This is a genomic window from Streptomyces sp. NBC_01224 (assembly GCF_036002945.1).
In the GTDB taxonomy this organism is placed as follows: domain Bacteria; phylum Actinomycetota; class Actinomycetes; order Streptomycetales; family Streptomycetaceae; genus Streptomyces.
The window spans coordinates 6,337,635-6,352,944 of record NZ_CP108529.1; the positions used below are offsets into that span (position 1 = coordinate 6,337,635).

20 protein-coding genes and 2 pseudogenes are annotated in these 15,310 nt (G+C 69.1%); 12 read left to right on the forward strand and 10 right to left on the reverse strand.

All coding sequences use genetic code 11. The annotated features are described in order from the left end of the window. Nucleotides 1-145: 145 nt before the first annotated feature. From OG609_RS28510 to OG609_RS28525, 4 genes are all read right to left on the reverse strand, one after another. On the reverse strand, nt 146-415 hold the full coding sequence (locus OG609_RS28510) for a hypothetical protein (protein WP_327275435.1): 270 nt from the start codon (nt 413-415) through the stop codon (nt 146-148). Then, nucleotides 393-956, reverse strand: coding sequence for a flavoprotein (locus OG609_RS28515; RefSeq protein ID WP_327275436.1), 564 nt, complete (start codon nt 954-956; stop codon nt 393-395). Before OG609_RS28515 ends, OG609_RS28510 begins: the two co-directional genes overlap by 23 nt. A gap of 229 nt (nt 957-1,185) precedes the next feature. Continuing rightward, nucleotides 1,186-1,401, reverse strand: coding sequence for a BBE domain-containing protein (locus tag OG609_RS28520; protein ID WP_327275437.1), 216 nt, complete (start codon nt 1,399-1,401; stop codon nt 1,186-1,188). Nucleotides 1,402-1,576: 175 nt separating this feature from the next. Further along, nucleotides 1,577-2,419 (reverse strand): hypothetical protein, encoded by an 843-nt coding sequence (locus OG609_RS28525; RefSeq protein WP_327275438.1) that lies wholly within the window; start codon nt 2,417-2,419, stop codon nt 1,577-1,579. A 274-nt stretch (nt 2,420-2,693) separates the two neighbouring features. Here OG609_RS28525 and OG609_RS28530 point away from each other — a divergent pair. From OG609_RS28530 to OG609_RS28560, 8 genes and pseudogenes are all read left to right on the forward strand, one after another. Further along, nucleotides 2,694-2,819, forward strand: a pseudogene (locus OG609_RS28530) (DUF4291 family protein); the annotation flags it as partial. Nucleotides 2,820-3,018: 199 nt separating this feature from the next. Then, on the forward strand, nt 3,019-3,501 hold the full coding sequence (locus tag OG609_RS28535; protein ID WP_327275439.1) for a hypothetical protein: 483 nt from the start codon (nt 3,019-3,021) through the stop codon (nt 3,499-3,501). Further along, nucleotides 3,498-3,755, forward strand: a complete 258-nt coding sequence (locus tag OG609_RS28540; RefSeq protein ID WP_327275440.1) for a hypothetical protein — start codon at nt 3,498-3,500, stop codon at nt 3,753-3,755. Before OG609_RS28535 ends, OG609_RS28540 begins: the two co-directional genes overlap by 4 nt. A 66-nt stretch (nt 3,756-3,821) precedes the next feature. Next, nucleotides 3,822-4,079, forward strand: coding sequence for a transposase (locus OG609_RS46300; RefSeq protein ID WP_385653046.1), 258 nt, complete (start codon nt 3,822-3,824; stop codon nt 4,077-4,079). Nucleotides 4,080-4,408: 329 nt separating this feature from the next. Continuing rightward, the gene (locus tag OG609_RS28545; RefSeq protein WP_327275441.1) at nt 4,409-4,792 is read left to right on the forward strand and encodes a hypothetical protein; all 384 of its coding nucleotides are present in this window, start codon (nt 4,409-4,411) and stop codon (nt 4,790-4,792) included. Between the two features lie 14 nt (nt 4,793-4,806). Beyond that, nucleotides 4,807-6,375: a peptidoglycan-binding protein gene (locus OG609_RS28550; protein WP_327275442.1), complete on the forward strand. Its 1,569-nt coding sequence runs from the start codon at nt 4,807-4,809 to the stop codon at nt 6,373-6,375. After that, complete coding sequence (locus tag OG609_RS28555; RefSeq protein WP_327275443.1) at nt 6,375-6,821, forward strand: protease inhibitor I42 family protein; 447 nt, start codon at nt 6,375-6,377, stop codon at nt 6,819-6,821. Before OG609_RS28550 ends, OG609_RS28555 begins: the two co-directional genes overlap by 1 nt. A 22-nt stretch (nt 6,822-6,843) precedes the next feature. After that, nucleotides 6,844-7,254, forward strand: a complete 411-nt coding sequence (locus OG609_RS28560; RefSeq protein ID WP_327275444.1) for a hypothetical protein — start codon at nt 6,844-6,846, stop codon at nt 7,252-7,254. Nucleotides 7,255-7,484: 230 nt separating this feature from the next. Here the strand turns inward: OG609_RS28560 and OG609_RS46305 are convergent, their stop codons facing one another. Together OG609_RS46305 and OG609_RS28565 are read right to left on the reverse strand one after the other, a co-directional pair. After that, the gene (locus OG609_RS46305; protein ID WP_373302405.1) at nt 7,485-7,559 is read right to left on the reverse strand and encodes a 50S ribosomal protein bL37; all 75 of its coding nucleotides are present in this window, start codon (nt 7,557-7,559) and stop codon (nt 7,485-7,487) included. Between the two features lie 193 nt (nt 7,560-7,752). Next, nucleotides 7,753-7,857: pseudogene (locus tag OG609_RS28565) on the reverse strand (MerR family transcriptional regulator); the annotation flags it as partial. A gap of 131 nt (nt 7,858-7,988) precedes the next feature. Here OG609_RS28565 and OG609_RS28570 point away from each other — a divergent pair. The 3 genes from OG609_RS28570 to OG609_RS28580 all read left to right on the forward strand — a co-directional run bounded on the left by OG609_RS28570 (nt 7,989) and on the right by OG609_RS28580 (nt 10,222). Beyond that, nucleotides 7,989-8,423, forward strand: coding sequence for a DUF7144 family membrane protein (locus OG609_RS28570; RefSeq protein ID WP_327275446.1), 435 nt, complete (start codon nt 7,989-7,991; stop codon nt 8,421-8,423). A gap of 96 nt (nt 8,424-8,519) precedes the next feature. Then, on the forward strand, nt 8,520-9,869 hold the full coding sequence (locus tag OG609_RS28575; RefSeq protein ID WP_327275447.1) for a DUF1254 domain-containing protein: 1,350 nt from the start codon (nt 8,520-8,522) through the stop codon (nt 9,867-9,869). 128 nt (nt 9,870-9,997) lie between these two features. After that, a complete protein-coding gene (locus OG609_RS28580) occupies nt 9,998-10,222 on the forward strand; it encodes a DUF2277 domain-containing protein (protein ID WP_327275448.1) in 225 nt (74 codons plus the stop codon). Here the strand turns inward: OG609_RS28580 and OG609_RS28585 are convergent. The 4 genes from OG609_RS28585 to OG609_RS28600 form a co-directional block, all read right to left on the reverse strand. Continuing rightward, nucleotides 10,209-10,889: a DedA family protein gene (locus OG609_RS28585; RefSeq protein ID WP_327275449.1), complete on the reverse strand. Its 681-nt coding sequence runs from the start codon at nt 10,887-10,889 to the stop codon at nt 10,209-10,211. The genes OG609_RS28580 and OG609_RS28585 overlap by 14 nt on opposite strands. A gap of 252 nt (nt 10,890-11,141) precedes the next feature. Then, nucleotides 11,142-11,600: a DoxX family protein gene (locus OG609_RS28590; RefSeq protein ID WP_327275450.1), complete on the reverse strand. Its 459-nt coding sequence runs from the start codon at nt 11,598-11,600 to the stop codon at nt 11,142-11,144. 83 nt (nt 11,601-11,683) lie between these two features. Further along, a complete protein-coding gene (locus tag OG609_RS28595; protein WP_327275451.1) occupies nt 11,684-13,438 on the reverse strand; it encodes an alkaline phosphatase D family protein in 1,755 nt (584 codons plus the stop codon). 180 nt (nt 13,439-13,618) lie between these two features. Then, the gene (locus tag OG609_RS28600; RefSeq protein WP_327275452.1) at nt 13,619-14,263 is read right to left on the reverse strand and encodes an HNH endonuclease family protein; all 645 of its coding nucleotides are present in this window, start codon (nt 14,261-14,263) and stop codon (nt 13,619-13,621) included. Between the two features lie 268 nt (nt 14,264-14,531). On the opposite strand from OG609_RS28600, the gene OG609_RS28605 reads away from it, so the two are divergent. Further along, the gene (locus OG609_RS28605) at nt 14,532-15,266 is read left to right on the forward strand and encodes an ABC transporter permease (RefSeq protein WP_327275453.1); all 735 of its coding nucleotides are present in this window, start codon (nt 14,532-14,534) and stop codon (nt 15,264-15,266) included. The last annotated feature ends 44 nt before the right edge of the window (nt 15,267-15,310 follow it).

Here is a 15,310-nt window from a genome sequence, read left to right on the forward strand (position 1 = left end):
CGGCGTTGATCGATGACGTGACCGCAGGTCGGGAACCCGGCGTGTCACTTCTTCGGCTTCTGAGCTGTTGGTTCGTCGGAATGTGAAGCGTGTGGGGTGGTTGGGGAGCGAAGAGCATATGTGAGTGGCCCGGTGGACCAGGGCTTCAGCCACGGGTCATCATGACCAGCGCAACGGGCACCGTCACCACTCCACAGATGGCCAGGAACCCGCCAACGCAACGTAGGAAGCCCTCAGGCACCGCACGTGCCTCGGCCTGCTGCCGGGGACTCTGCTCCAGGCCGTTCACGACGAAGGAACGAATCCGAGCAGCCCCGCTCTTCGTTGCAAAGGTTCCCCCTACCACGATCACCACCAATCCCCAGATCAGCAGGAACGGGCCCGGATCGGGCTCAGTTCGACCGGCGAGAGGCATCGGTTGCCACCTCCTGGACGGACTCCATGATTGTGGACCACGGCAGCTCTTGAACTTCTGGGCCCTCGCGAGGTTCATGCAATGGCCAGACGTCAGGGCCGTAGACGAGATCCACGTCGGCCTTCCGCAGTGACTCGATGTGCCCCTGCCATGCCGGATGTCTTGCATGAGCTGCGTTGACCCGGGGGAACACCACGACGGGGACGCCGATCGTGCCGAGCGCCTCGCTCACCTGCGTCAGGGCTTGGTTGTCGGCGATGCCCGTCGCGAGCTTGGCGATGTAGTTCGCACTCGCGGGGGCGACGACGTAGCAGTCGGCGACCGGGTGGGGGCGGGGCTCAGTCGGCAGACGAGGTGTGTCCCGCACCGGCAGGCCGGTCAGTGTCTCCAGCCGGTCCAGCTCGCCGTTGGCCCTCAACCATCGGCCGGCATTCGGCGTCAGGGTCACGGCTACCTGCCAGCCGAGGGCGATGGCCGGCTCCACCAGTCCAGCGCGCAGCGTCTCGATTCCATCGGCTGCCGTACCTACGACTGCCAGCACCCCGCGACTGCCTGAGCTCACCGTTCCACCGCCCCGTATCGGTCCGTCCCCAGGGTCAGCAGTACAGCAGAGAAGTACAGCAACCACACCGACTACCAACAACCGTGGCTGATCCCTGCAGCCCGTGCGGCCGGGCCGACAGACCTCAGTGACCGTTGTGCCGATAGTTCGGGACGAGGGGGTCACAGTTGAGCCCCCTCCCTGGTCGTGAGGGGGCTCAGCTTGTCGGTCAGCGGAACGCGGGCGGGATGCTCTGCTCGTACTGGAAGACGTTGCGGGGATCGTACTTTGCCTTGATCTTGCGCAGCCGGTCGAAGTCGGATCCCCAGTAGGCGGTTTCCCAGTCCTGCATGCCGACGTTCGGCACGTTGACGTAGGCGCCGTTCACGTAGGGCCGCAGTGCCTGGCTGAACTCGGCGATCCAGGCCTGGGCCTGCGGGGTCAACTCGTCGCCGCTGTCCGGTACTCCACGGGTCCCCGAGCCGGCACCCGGCTCGGAGTAGAAGAGCGCATCGCGATGAGGGAACGCCGTGCCACCGCGGGGGCTCTTCCTGACTGCTCCGCCGAAGGCCTGGGTGAAGAAGTTGCTGTCGTCCGTCGGTGCGTCCCGGCCGTGCCCATCAGCGGTTCGAGTCCTTGATCCGATGATGAGAGACCTGTTCCCGTGCCGTGCGCCACCGTGACCGCGTTTGCTCGACCACCCTGTCCCACTGCAGGCGGACCTCATGGTCGGAAGGGCGGTGTCCCTGACGGATCCGGCTGAGCTCGTCTCGTACTTCTCGTCCCAGTGCCGCCGATGCAACGAGGACGAGCATGGCTGCGAAGAGAGCGGAGATCATCGCGAAGACAGCACCGATCACCCCGTAGCGTGCTGCGGAGGAGTTGAAGAGACGCGGCATGTAGATGGTTGCGCCCACTGAATAGGCCGCCGTCAGGACGGCGCCGGTGACGCCGAAGGGAAGCAGGTCCGGCCGGCTGATCCGCTTCGCCGACAGGATCCGGCCGCTCCAGACGAGGAATGCGGCGGTCACCAGTACCCCACACACCGAGGCGGCCAGACCCAGCGCGCCCCCGCCATGGAGCGCGGAGAGCAATGTGTTGACCACTACGTAGCCGCCGAGAGTGGGGATCCACCACAAGCCGTTGCGCGTGTTGCGCACACTGAGGGGCTTGAGCTCCCATGCCTGTTCGAAGAGTCGCTGTGCGGCTCGCGCGAAACTCAGCACCGAGATCGTCAGAAACACGACCCCGAAGATGCCCACACTTGCGCTGGTCGCTTCGGCAGGAGAGAACAGCGAGTTGACTGCCGTGGCGCCTGCTCCGGTGAGGTTGTAGCGACTGATGATCCGCTCTGCGGCGTCGTAGTGCACGAAGTTGCTCAAGACAGCGCCGAGGAGGATGGAGAGCGGGACCAATGCCGTCAGGGCGCTGGACGCCAGGGCCATCGAGCGGTCGAAACCCACGATCTTCTGAAACCGGTTGATGACCCGCAACGCGAAGGCAGGCCGCAGCCAGAACGTCAGCGTTCTGACGAGGCGCTCTCGATTGATTCCCGTCGTCCTGCCCTCCGTGAAGATCGGGACTTTTGTGGCGACGCGAGCCTAACGGTCGGTCGCCTGACCGATGAAGGACGACACGAGAAGCAGCACGCCTACCGCACGACATCCCGATGCCTCACATCATCCCGTAGGCCGCTGTACTACGAGAGATCGAGGCTGAAAGGGCTGTGAACGAGCCTTGACATGGATCAAGCCGTCGTTCCTGTGGAGGATGTACCGCTGCTGGTGGGGCACCAAGGAAAGCCAGGAGACCGTTCTCGCCGTTGAGATCTCCCGCGAAGGCTTCGAGTGGGCGCCGGCACACGGACGGAGAGCTGGACGCCGCCCAACAACTCCTGCCCCCTGAACGGCCCTGCCCCGTGAGCGACGGGCTCACTTCGTTTGGATCACCGGACTCCGGCCCTGTGTTGTAATCCTCCAAACGGTGCTGGGGGAGGGCCGATGCGAGGTGAGGGGGACAGGACGTGGCTGCTCGGTTTGGCCGTGCCGCTGGGGTGCTCGTGATGGCGGTGACCCTGCCGCTGGCCGGTTGCGACGGTGACGACGGCACCGGCGGCGGTGGTGGGAGCAAGGAGCGCGCGGCGGCTGCGACCGAGGCCGCCCGGGCCTATCAGCAGGCCTCGGTGGATCAGGATTGGGAGGCCGCCTGCGAAGCCCGGACCGAACGCCTGCGGCAGAGTTTGGGGGCGGACACTATCGCCGAGTGCGTCGAAATCACTGGTGCGCCCCGGCTCCGCGACCACCCGGATGCGCGGGTGAGCACCGGTGAGGCGGTCGAGGTCTTGGCCTTCGGTCCGCACCCGGCGGGAATCGGACTGCGGGTGACCTTGGAGTCCGGTACGGCGGCACTCGGCATGACCATTCACACCGCGCTGCGGCTCGTTCCCGGCGAACGGGGTAGATGGCTCGTCGATCAGGCGGTCAACCTCGCCGAGACCGAGAGCACGGACTCCAAGGCCGTGCGCGCCGCGCTGGGCCGCAAGTGAGCCAGGCCGATTCGTTTGGATCGCTCCCGCTGGCCGAGGTTGTCGTTGATGATGTCCATGTGACTATCCGCATCAGCGCTCTGATCTCGGCCTTCGGTGTCCTTGCCGGCATGTTGCTGATCGTCGGGGCCGTTCGTGAGTACCGCTCCGGGGCATCGATTCTCTGGATCGCGGCTGGAGTTGTGATCTTCCTCAGTGCTTTGTACACGCTCGTGCGGGACGTGCGGCGACTTCGCACGGGGCCAACGACCTGACAAGTGGCACCGGTCCCTACCGTGTCCTGCGGTCGTTGGTCTGGGTATGCCGTTGACTGACGCGCAGTGGGCGCGGATCGAGCCGCCACTCCCGGACCGGTCATCGAGGCGGGGCGGCCGGTGGAGGGGGACCACCGCGAGGTGACCGACGCGATCGCTTTCAGGTTCCAGACCGGAACGCAGTGGGTCCACCTGCCGGAGAAGTATGGCAACTGGCGAGGCGTCTGCAACCGGCTGCGGATGTGGGCCGTGGCTTTTCAGGAGGGGGCCCGCCCCGCTGAAAAGCCTTGGGAGCTCCCGGGACGGGTCCGGTGCGCCTCTTGACCAGTGTCGAGCCAGAGGGGTGCTGGCTCTGCGACGGGCGGAAGTTACGAGGTACTGGTCACGTAGCACCGCGGTTCCCCGATACGGCCGAAGGGCCGCACCCCAGGGTGTTGGACGCTTTCTGGATATGGGTGCGGTCCTTCGGCTTTTACGGTTGGGCGCGACGCTCGTCGCCGGGTGGCACATGCGCGGGAGCCCTGTGGGGAACCTGTGGTGCTGGGCGTGTCCATGGCAGTCTTCTGCTAACTTCCTGACGGTTGCGACCTGGCCCAACTTCGCTGTCCGGAAGGTGTGTCGGGGTCGGGGACGCGGGAAACGGGGGAAGGGCCATGACCTCTGCGGAGGGCTACCAGGTCGGGCACAAGGGCATGTCGGGCCAGGCCGGCGAACTGGACGGTGCCGGCGACGACGTGGGCAAGATCCGCAAGGCCGTCGCCAGCACGATGTGCTACACGCAGGACGCCCTCGGCGGCTCCGACACCGGGCCCGCGTTCAACGCGTTCGCGACCGCCTGGGAGGCCGAGACCAAGGTCCTCGAAGCGGCCCTGCACGAACTCGCGGACAAGGTCCGCCTCTCCAGCCACGCGTACCGCGGTTCCGACATCGACGTCCGTACGGGAGTCCACGCCGTCTCCGTCGGCTCGGCGGCCGACGCGGGCGTCAGCACGATGCCGGCCCACGCCCAGCGCCCGTCCGCGCTGGCCGCCTACTGACGGGGCACGCGTCCATGACGGAATCCACGAACGACCGCAGGCAGAAGCTCGACGGCCTGCGCGGGCGCATATCGTCGGCCGGCAGCAAGAACGACCTCATCGACGCGATCGAGGACGCCCTCGGCGTCTCGGCACCGGTCGGCGACCCGAAGGTGATCGAGGCCCTGGGCAAGCGCTACACCGGCCAGACCGACGAGGCCGACGCGGTGAGCGACCGGATCGACAAGATCGCCCGCAAGGGTCTTCCGCAGGTCTGGGTCGGCGACACGAGCGTCCTCGCCTCCGACGTGGTGGGCGCCGCCTCCCGCGACGCCCAGCAGATGATCGAGGCGTTCCAGGGCGGCGGCAAGGCTCTGATCGCGCTGTCCGACGCGCTGGAGACCGCGCAGGCCAAGGACGGCACCGGCCGCGGCAAGCTGCGCGACGCCCGCACCATGCTCGGCGGCAAGGACGGCTTCTTCGACGACTGGCACGAGGACGACGATGAGGAGGACCTCCGTCTGCGGGCCCGCTCGCTGGCCTCGCACGGCATCGACGACCTGCACACGGCGGCCGCCGACGCCGACGACGCCGCCCGCGTCGCGGCCCGTTACCTCAACAAGTTCGCCGCCGAGGCCCGCGCAGGCCGGATGGACACCGACGAACTGACCGCCGCCGACCGCCTCGCCCTCGCCGACACCAGCAACGTCGGCGGCGACGCCGAACTGAACGAGATCCTCAGCGCCAACGATCTCGAACGCTCGGGCCGCGCCATGGAGAACCTCTCGCCCGCCGAACGGGCCCGTATGGAGCGGCTCCTGGCGAACGCGTCGAGCTCGCAGGAGAAGGCGTACCTCATGAAGGCCCTCGCCTCGGGCTACGACGTCGGCGAGGTCGAGAAGTTCGGCGGGAAGATCCACGGCAAGGACTCGTCGTGGCTCCAGGAGCACCTGGCGCCGGTCACCACCGGCTCGGGCACGGGGCAGGAGGAGCAGAAGTTCGGTGACGAACACTGGTCCCAGGACGACGAGACCTGCGTCCCGTCCTCGACGGTCACCGCGCGCGCCCTGGTCGACCCGGTCTACGCCCTCGAACTCACCGGAGGCCCCGACGGCCAGGACAATGACCCCGACCACTTCCGCAAGCGCCTGCACGACGAGCAGTTCCGGATGAATGACGAGGGCGACGGCGAGTACGACGGCTGGTGGTGGGACCGCCACGCGGCCGGCATGGACTCCGACGGGCAGGAGGAGATCTCCAACAAGGAGCTCGGACCGCACACCGGCGACAAGTACGACACGCAGGAGATGGACGGCGCCGACGACCGGCGCGGCGTCCTGCCCGACATCGAGAAGTCCGTCGCCGACGGCAAGCCGGTCCCCTTCAACATCTCCCGCAAGGACGAGGACGGCAATATGCACGGCCACAGCCTGATGATCATCGGGCAGGAGGACGGGAAGCTGCAGATCTACAACCCCTGGGGCACCACGACGTGGGTGAGCGAGGACGACTTCATCAACGGCGACCTCAGCGCGGCCACCGACGACCGCTACTCCAAGGCCCATGAGGGCGATGTCAGCCGCGTCTACATCGAGCAGAACTGATGGTGTCCATGCGATCCGCCCTGCGTACGGCGCCCGCCCTGGCTGCCCTGCTCCTCGTCCTCACCGGCTGCGGCGACTCCGGGCCCGCCGCGTACGGCACCGACGACCGGACCATCACCGTCGACCACGGCGAGAAGTTCACGCTGAAGGTCCCGGCCAACCCCGAGCTCGGTCAGAACTGGTACCTGGCGAGCCCGCGCGCGGACGCGGACGTCCTGAAGTACCGGGGCGACCGCGAGGACACCGGCGACGGTGACGGAACCCAGTTCTTCGACTTCACGGCGCTCTCGCCCGGGAAGGCGACGGTGAAGCTGCTGTTCTGCCCCTACGGCCGGTGCCACAGCGCCGACGAGGCCGCGTCGAAGCCGGTTCCGACGGCCACGGGCGCCCCGAAGGACTCGGACCAGGCAGCCGCCTACTACCTCTATACGGTCACCGTCCGCTGAGCCGGACCGGAACGGAACGACGATGGTCCACGACCGCTCCCCACGCACCGACGACCAGGTGCTCGCCGCTACCGACATCGAGGCGCTGCTGCGCCACGGCCTCAGCCGCGACACCTTCCGCACCGCGCTCTTCGGCGACGGCGCGATCGCCGCCGCCGTCACCCTCGACCGGCTCGGTGTGCTGCCACGCTCGGTGACGTACGTCGCGAAGATCGTCCGGGCCGGCGGCCTCGCGTACGCGGCCGGGCTGGCCGAGCCCCTGCCGTCGGGTGCCGCGTCCGCATGCCTGCGGGACTGGCTGGAGACCGCCGCGCAGGTCGCCGGCACACCGGATGACGAGGCGCGCGCCGCACGCTGGCTGGACACGGTCGCCGAGCTCATCGGCCTGCGCCGCGGCAGCCGGGCCGCGACGGCGGGGCGCGGTCCGGCCTGACCCCGGTGTCGACAGCGCAGGCTGGACCGGCTCGCCGGAGATCCTGTCGGGCCCGACCCGGCGGGAGTGGTGGTTCTGATGGGGCATGAGCTCGTGGACGGTACCGACCCGTCGGCATCGCGTCGACCGATGTGCTCCATGAACAGGACGGCCGGCTCAGCTTGCAGCCACGGGCGGGACGCCTCTCAAACGTGGAGGCGGCGTCCCCCCGGGCTGTCTGCTCGGCCGGCTCAGGCGTTGGGACGCTTGCCGTGATTGGCGTTCTTCTTCTTGCGGCCGCGTCGCTTGTTTCCTCGCTTGGCCATGCTGCACATCTCCCTCATTCAGGATGTTTCGGGCCTTCGCCAGTCTAGGTTCGACCCGGTGCAGCCGCATCAGACGTACCTCGCAGCCGGGCGCGCAGCGCCCGCGTGAACCACGTGAATGCCGGTGCCGAGTCGTCCGGGGGAGGCCAGGCGTCGATCACTGCGAGCAGCTCCAGGTACCGCTGCCGGCGACGGGGAGCGAGAGCTCCCGGTCCACGACCATCCGGATCGTGGGAAGGTCAAGTCCCAGGTCGCGCAGCGTACGCACCATGTCGAGGCGTGCGACGGCGTCGCTGCTCGCGTGACGCACGGCTTCACTGCCGCGCTTCCAGGGGCGTCACCCTTATGGGTGCGTCCGGGTGGTCGCCCGGGAAGGTGCCACGCAGGGTCGGTTCTGTCTTGCAGTCCTGCTCCGGCCAAGGAGTTCCCATGGCACATTCAGCGCCCACGTCCGGCCCGGCCCGTTCCGCCGCCCAGGGGGACATCAACCCCTGGGCGGCCGGCGGGATCACGTTCGCCGGTGTGCTGCTTCTCGTCGACGGCGTCTTCGGAGTGATCAAGGGCATCAGTGGTATCGCCTCCGACCAGGTCTACGCGCGCATCAGCAACTACACGTTCAAGTTCGATGTGGCCGCATGGGGATGGATCCACCTCGTCCTCGGCATCCTGCTCGGATTCGTCGGCTGGGGCATCCTCAAGGGCGCCGCCTGGGCCCGTGTCACGGGTGTCGTACTTGCCGCCATCAGCCTGGTCATCAACTTCATGTGGCTGCCGTACCAGTCGATCTGGGCGATCATCTCCATCGCCATCGACACATTCGTGATCTGGGCCCTGTGCACGGAGAGCTCGAAGGCGGTCATCTGAGCCGTCAGGGTGTACGGGCCCGACTCGGCCTTCCCGGGCGGAGGTCGGTCCACGCCGGCCCTGCCGTGAGCGGGGGCAGTGAGTGAAAGGACTGCGGTGTCGAAGGAGAACACGGAAGAGCTTGTCGCTCTTGCCGCCGAGGCGTATGTATACGGCTGTCCGCTGGTCCATGGCCTGTCGGCAGCCGAGGACTTCATGCAAACGGGCTTCGGTCCGCTGCCGCCCACCCCCTTCAATCACTTCGCGCACTCCGCTCAACTGGATTTCCCTTCCACGTACTTCGGGTCCGTCGACAACGAAACCGTCCACTCGATCGCGCACCTCGACCTTTCCGGCGGTCCGGTCGTGCTCCATGTCCCTGACACGGGCGGCGCGTACTACGTGCTGCAGTTCGTGGACGCCTGGACCAACAACTTCGCGTACGTCGGCCGCCGTGCCACCGGTACGGGGGCCGGGGACTGGCTCGTCGTACCGCCGAACTGGTCGGGCAGCGTGCCCGACGGGGTGCGCGGGGTGATCGACGCACCGACCTCCGTTGTCTCCGTCATCGGCCGCAACGCCTGCAACGGTCCGGACGACCTGGGGCGGGTGCGCGCCCTTCAGGCACAGTTCGCCCTCACATATCTCGAACCGGGTACTCATCGCACGGGACTGCCCGCGCCCGATCCCGACGTACCGGAGTCGCTGAGGTTCTTCGAGCAGCTCAGGGTCTGGATGGCAGACTTTCCGCCGTCCGCGGCCGACCAGGCGTACCAGGACCGGTTCCAGCCGCTGGAGCTGCTGGAGGAGGGGCCCTCGCCGTACGTGTCCATCGACCCCGCCCTCGTACACGCACTGACCGAGGGCCTCGCGCGGGGCAGGGCGCGGGTGGAGGAGGCGAGCCGGCCCGCGGCGGTGCGCGAAGGCTGGGAGATGAATCCGCATCTCTTCGACTACAACCTCGACTGGCACGGCGTCGGGGCCATCGACTCCCCGGAGTGGCGGATCACGGACCGCGAGGCCTCCTATCCGGCCAGAGCGGTGGCGGCACGGACCGCGCTGTGGGGGAGTCACGGGTACGAGGCGGTGTACGCCCACGCCTTCCGTGACGCCGACGGTGAGCAGCTCAACGGCGCTCACTCCTATGTGCTGCGATTCGAGCGGCAGCCGCCGGTCGAAGCGTTCTGGTCCGTGACCATGTACGGCCGGCCGGACCACCGCCTCGTCGAGAACCCGGCCGCGCGGTACTCGATCGGTGACCGTACGCCCGGTCTCGTATACGGCGAGGACGGTTCGCTCACGATCCACATCCAGAGGGAGCGTCCGGCCGACCCGGATGCGGCGGCGAACTGGCTGCCCGCGCCCGACGGGGACTTCCGGCCCGTGCTCGGGCTCTACGCGCCGGGGCCGGAGATCCTCGACGGTACGTACGAGATCCCCGCCGTCGAACGGAGCGGTGAGCGGTGAGGTGAGCGGAGCCGGGAGTGGCGAAGTGAGGCGTGGCTGATGTCCTCGGCCTGCTCGCCTCGCCCGCCCGTTGTCGCAGACGATCAACCCGCCCGCCCGTTGTCAGTGGCTCGGGTCACACTGGACACATGTGCCGCAGCATCAAGACCCTTCGCCCGCCCGCCCTCCCCGAAGAGGCCACCGAGGAGGAGGTCCGGGCCGCCGCCCTGCAGTTCGTACGCAAGGTGTCCGGCTTCCGGGCTCCGGCCGCGCACAATCAGGAGGTGTTCGACCGGGCCGTCGACGAGATCGCCCAAGCGACCGCCAGGCTGCTGGACGGTCTGGAGATGCGGGGCGCCGTCAGGACGTCGTAGCGGCCGTCGCGGCCGATGCCTGGGCGGCCGCTTCCGCTGCCGGGCGCCGCATGACGTACGCGGCCAGGGTGCCCGCCACGCACAGGGCGAGGACCGAAACAGCTGTGCCCACCCAGGTCGCGCCGAGCCACTGGGCGCCGAAGTAGCCGAGGCCGACGCTGTAACCGGCCCAGGCCACGCCCGCCAGGGCCGACCACGGCAGGAATTCCTTCACCTTGCGATGTGCGGCGCCCGCGCCCAGGGAGACGACCGAGCGGCCGGCCGGGGCGAAGCGGGCAATGACGACGAGGATGCCGCCGCCCCGGGCCAGGGCGGTGCCGAGGCGTTCCTGCGCGGAGGTGAGGCGGCGGGAGCGGGCGATGGCCCGGTCCAGGCGCTCGCCGCCGCGCCAGGCCAGCCGGTACGCGACGAGGTCGCCGAGCACCGAGGCGGTGGCGGCGCACAGGATCAGGGCGAGGAGGGAGGGGACCTCGGGCACCTGCTCGGCGGCGCGCGTGGCGGAGGCCGCGCCTGCGACGGTCGTCGAACCGGCGGCGGCTGCCGTGGCAGCGGCGATCACCAGGACTCCGCTGGGCAGCACGGGCAGAAAGACGTCCAGGAGCACCGAGACGGCGACCACGGCGTAGATCCATGGGCTGCCGGTCAGCGCACCCACACTCTCAAGCACCTACTACTCCCCGATTCGGAACAACGCCGCGACGTCGCAGGGGAGCGGCAGGAGCGGCAGGGCCAGCTGTACAGCGTACGCCTGAGGCTCATCCGGTGATCTACAAATATGGACGATGTTGGAAAGCTCACGTACACCCAGAAATGGGAAGCCCAGGTTCCGGGTGTACGTGAGGAACGGCCCGCGAGCGGAAGGGGCGGCTCCGTGCGGATCGGGCCGTGACGGCCGTCGGCAGGGCCGCCACTTCGGCCGTCAGACCGTTACGGCCGGTACCTGCTCGCGTGCGCGGTCCTGGCCGTCGCTCTCCGCGCAGCCCCGGCTGAACAGCCGGTCCAGGGCCAGTGCGCCGGGGCCGGTGAAGACCAGCAGGAGGAACACCCAGCAGAAGACGGCCGAGGGCTCGCCGCCGTTCTGCAGCGGGAAGAGCGCCTCGGGCTGATGGACCTTGAAGTACGCGTACGCCATGGAGCCGGAGGAGATCAGGGCGGCGATGCGGGTGCCCAGGCCGAGCGCCACCAGGCTGCCGCCGACGAGCTGGATGACCGCCGCGTACCAGCCGGGCCAGGTTCCGGCGGGTATGGAACCGCCGCCCATCGCGCCGCCGAGGACGCCGAAGAGAGAGGCGGCGCCGTGGCAGGCGAAGAGCAGGCCTACGACGATCCGGAACAGGCCGAGGGCGTAGGGCTGAGCTTGATTCAGACGTGTGTGCATGGGGGGAGGGCTCCTTCGGTCTGGTGGGGACGTGAACCGATTGAGTGCCCCAAGTTAGGGAAACCTCACCAATGCTTGCAAGTTCAATATTTGGTTGACTGGCTGAAAGTTGTCGCATGGTTGTCGGTCAGGGGGCGGTCCAGCACCGTCTCCAGCTGCGCACCTTTCTTGGTTGCCCTGGCCTGAACCAATGTCAGCGCAGCTTTCCGGCCATGCAGGGTGAGTGTCATGAGCTGATTGCCGAACCACGGTCCGCCGGTCCTGCGCCAGTGGACCGGAGGTGTGCCCGTCCGCCCGTGCCGCGCCAGCAGCCTGCCGAGCCGCCGCCCCGCCCGGCTCCAGCCGAAGCGGAAGCCGGCCCTGAGCGGGCCGGGGATCGAGTTGTGCACAGGGGAGCAGGTCAGCTGAAGGATGCGTGCCTCGGGGGCGCCGCCGGGCACCCCGGCCGGCCATGTGGGCTCCGCGATGTACGCGTGGTGCACATCGCCCGACAGCACACATACCGACGCCGGGGCGTCCGGCCCCCGGCCCACCTGCCGGATCAGCTCGGTCAGCTCCCGGAAGGAGTCGGGGAAGGCCGCCCAATGTTCCAGGTCGGAGCGTTGGCGCAGCTTCTCGCCGAAGCGCGCCCAGCGCCCCTCGGGCCCGCCGCGCTCGCCACGGCACAGCGCGGCGTTCCACTGCTCCGCGTCGTGGACGAGCGGCGGCAGGAGCCACGGCAGCGAAGTGCCGATCAGGAGATGGTCGTACGAACCGGGGTCGGCAAGGGCCTCCTCGCGCACCCAGCGCTCCTCTTCGGTGTCGAGCATCGACCGCCGCTGCTCGTCGAGCTCGCGGGCCGCGCGGGTGTCCACCATCAGCAGTCGTACTCGGCCGAAAACGCGCCGGTAGCTCCAGCGCGTACGGGTCGGTTCGGCGTCCGCCCCGGCGGCGAAGCGGCGCAGCGTCTCGGTGCCGTCCGGGGTGGTGCGGACCGCGGCGTAGAGCGGGTCGGCGGCCAGTTCGGCGGGGGAGAGATTGCCGAGATGCTGATAGACCCAGTACGACATCAGCCCGCTGACGATCCGCTCGTGCCACCAGTGGGTGGCCCGGATGGCGGTGAGCCAGGCCTCGCTGGTGTTCCAGTCATCTATGACGTCGTGGTCGTCGAAGATCATGCAACTGGGGACGGTGGAGAGCAGCCAGCGCACCTCGGGGTCGCGCCACGACTCGTCGTAGAGACAGGTGTAGTCCTCGTAGTCCGCCACCTGAGGGCCGGGCGGCTCGCGCAGATCGCGGCGTGCGGCGAGGCGGCGGCGGGTCGCCTGCGATGTCTCGTCCGCGTAGACCTGGTCGCCGAGGAGCAGCAGTACGTCGGGGCGTTCCGCGTCGGGGTCGTCGGCGAGATGGGCGGCAAGGGTGTCGAGGGCGTCCGGGCCGGCCGGGTCCGGCAGGTCCGGACGCGGACCGGGGCCGGAGGAGAGGTCCCGCTCGTCGGCCGGGGGAGCCGCCCAGCGGCAGGAACCGAAAACGGCCCGTACGGTCCGGTGGTCCGTCTCCTCGGCCAGGGGCGGGGTGGTGATGGTGCTCGGCGGGAAGCGGGAGTTCTCGGGCGGCCACACCCGTCGCTCGTCGAGCAGCACCTCGTACGCCGTGGTCGAGCCCGGTGTCAGGCCCGTCACCACGACCAGCGCGTAGTGGTGACCGGCGACCGCGAACGTACGGGAGGAGCCCGACGCGCCGTCCGCGCAACGGACTTCGGCCGTGCACGGCCGGTCCGCCTCGACCCAGACGGTAGCGGTCGCAGCGGTCTCCCAGTCGACGTACCGCAGCAGTGGTCCCAGCCGGAGCCCGGCCATGGTGTGCCCTCCTCGCGTCGTCCCGGTGTACGGGTACGGAGCCGTGCGGCGTGCACGGCTCCGTACGGTACGGAACGACGCGGGAGGGCGGGCCGGTTCCACTCAGCGGCCCCCGGCTCTTCGGCGAGGGGCCGGACGCGGTCGCCCGGCGCGGTCCTCGCCGTGTCGTGCAGCGGCCGTTCAGCAGCCGTTCAGGACAGACTGCAGGGCGCTCTTCTCGGCCGAGTCGACGCTCAGGTTGTAGTAGTGCTTCACATGCACCCAGGCGCGCACGTACGTGCACCGGTACGCGGTGCGCGAGGGCAGCCAACTGGCCGGGTCCTGGTCGCTCTTGGACTGGTTGACATTGTCGGTGACCGCGATCAGCTGCGGGCGCGTCAGGTCGTTGGCAAACGCCTGCCGTTGGGCGGTCGTCCAGCTGCTGGCGCCCGATCGCCAGGCCTCGGCGAGCGGGACCATGTGGTCGATGTCCAGATCGGATGCGGCGGTCCAGGTGGCGCCGTCGTACTCCGAGTACCAACTTCCGCTGACGGCTGCGCAGCTGGAGTCCTGCGTCACATTCGTGCCGTCCCGCTTGAGGACGACCTCACGGGTGTTGCACGTGCCCGACTGGGTGATCCAGTGCGGGAACTTGTCGCGACTGTAGCCGGTCGACGAGCCCTCCGCGGCGACTGTCAGTTCGCTCAGATAGGTACGGGCGGTCGATGCGGAGACCGGTGTGGGCATGGCCGCCTGGGCGGTGGGGGCGGTGAGCAGTCCGGTGGTTGCGGCGAGGGCGGCGGATGCGGCGACGACAGCGATGCGACGCGCGTAGACACCTGACATGCGAACTCCCTTGATGTGGGGGGGACCTTGGACGGGTGACCCGTGGGGCCCGGCCATCGTGGCGGCGCCAGGTTTCCGTGGGGTGGGCGCCAGGTAACAGAGTGGCGACATGGGCACGTCACAATCAAGAGTTCTGACGAACAGGGCCGAGGCATGGGGCGTACGTCCGCATCTGCGCGGGCGCACTTACTGACGCACCGGCAATTCGGCGGTGCGGTAGGCCGATTCGCGCAGGGACTCCGAGCCTGGCCGGTCGTAGGGTTACGGCGTGCTGCTACGGGTCAACATCACGCTCGGGGTCGTCCTGGCCCTGCTGCTCGCGGCGGCGGCCTCCGTCGCCGCCCTGGCCTCGCTCGGCCGGTCGCGCGAGATCCTGCTGGCCGGGCTGCGGGCCGCGGTCCAACTCGGCGCGGTTTCCCTGCTCATTGGCTGGGTGGTCCGTTCGCTGCCGCCGCTGCTCGCGTTCTTGGTGCTGATGTACGCCGTGGCGGTACGGACCGCGGGCCGCCGGATCACCCGCAATCGCACCTGGTGGTGGGCGTTTCTGCCGATCGGGGCGGGGGTCGCGCCGGTGGTCGCCCTGCTGCTGCTCACCGGACTCGTCCCGGTCCGGGGCATCGCGCTGATCCCGGTGACCGGCATCCTCATCGGGGGTGCGCTGACCGCGACCGTGCTCGGCGGGCGACGCGCGCTGGACGAGTTGACGACCCGGCGCGGGGAGGTGGAGGCGGGCATGGCGCTCGGGCTGCTCGACCGTGACGCGAGGCTGGAGATCGCCCGGCCCGCGGCGGCGGACGCGCTGCTGCCGGGGCTCGATCAGACACGGACGGTGGGGCTCGTCACCTTGCCGGGCGCCTTTGTGGGCATGCTGCTGGGCGGCGCCTCGCCGGTCCAGGCGGGGGCCGTGCAGCTGTTCGTACTGGTGGCGCTCATGGCCGTACAGGCGGTGGCCGTCACGACCGTGCTCGAACTGGTGGCACGGGGACGGCTGCACCGGGACTGAGGACTGCCGGAGGCCGGCTGCCGCGGACCGAGGCCCGCCGGGGG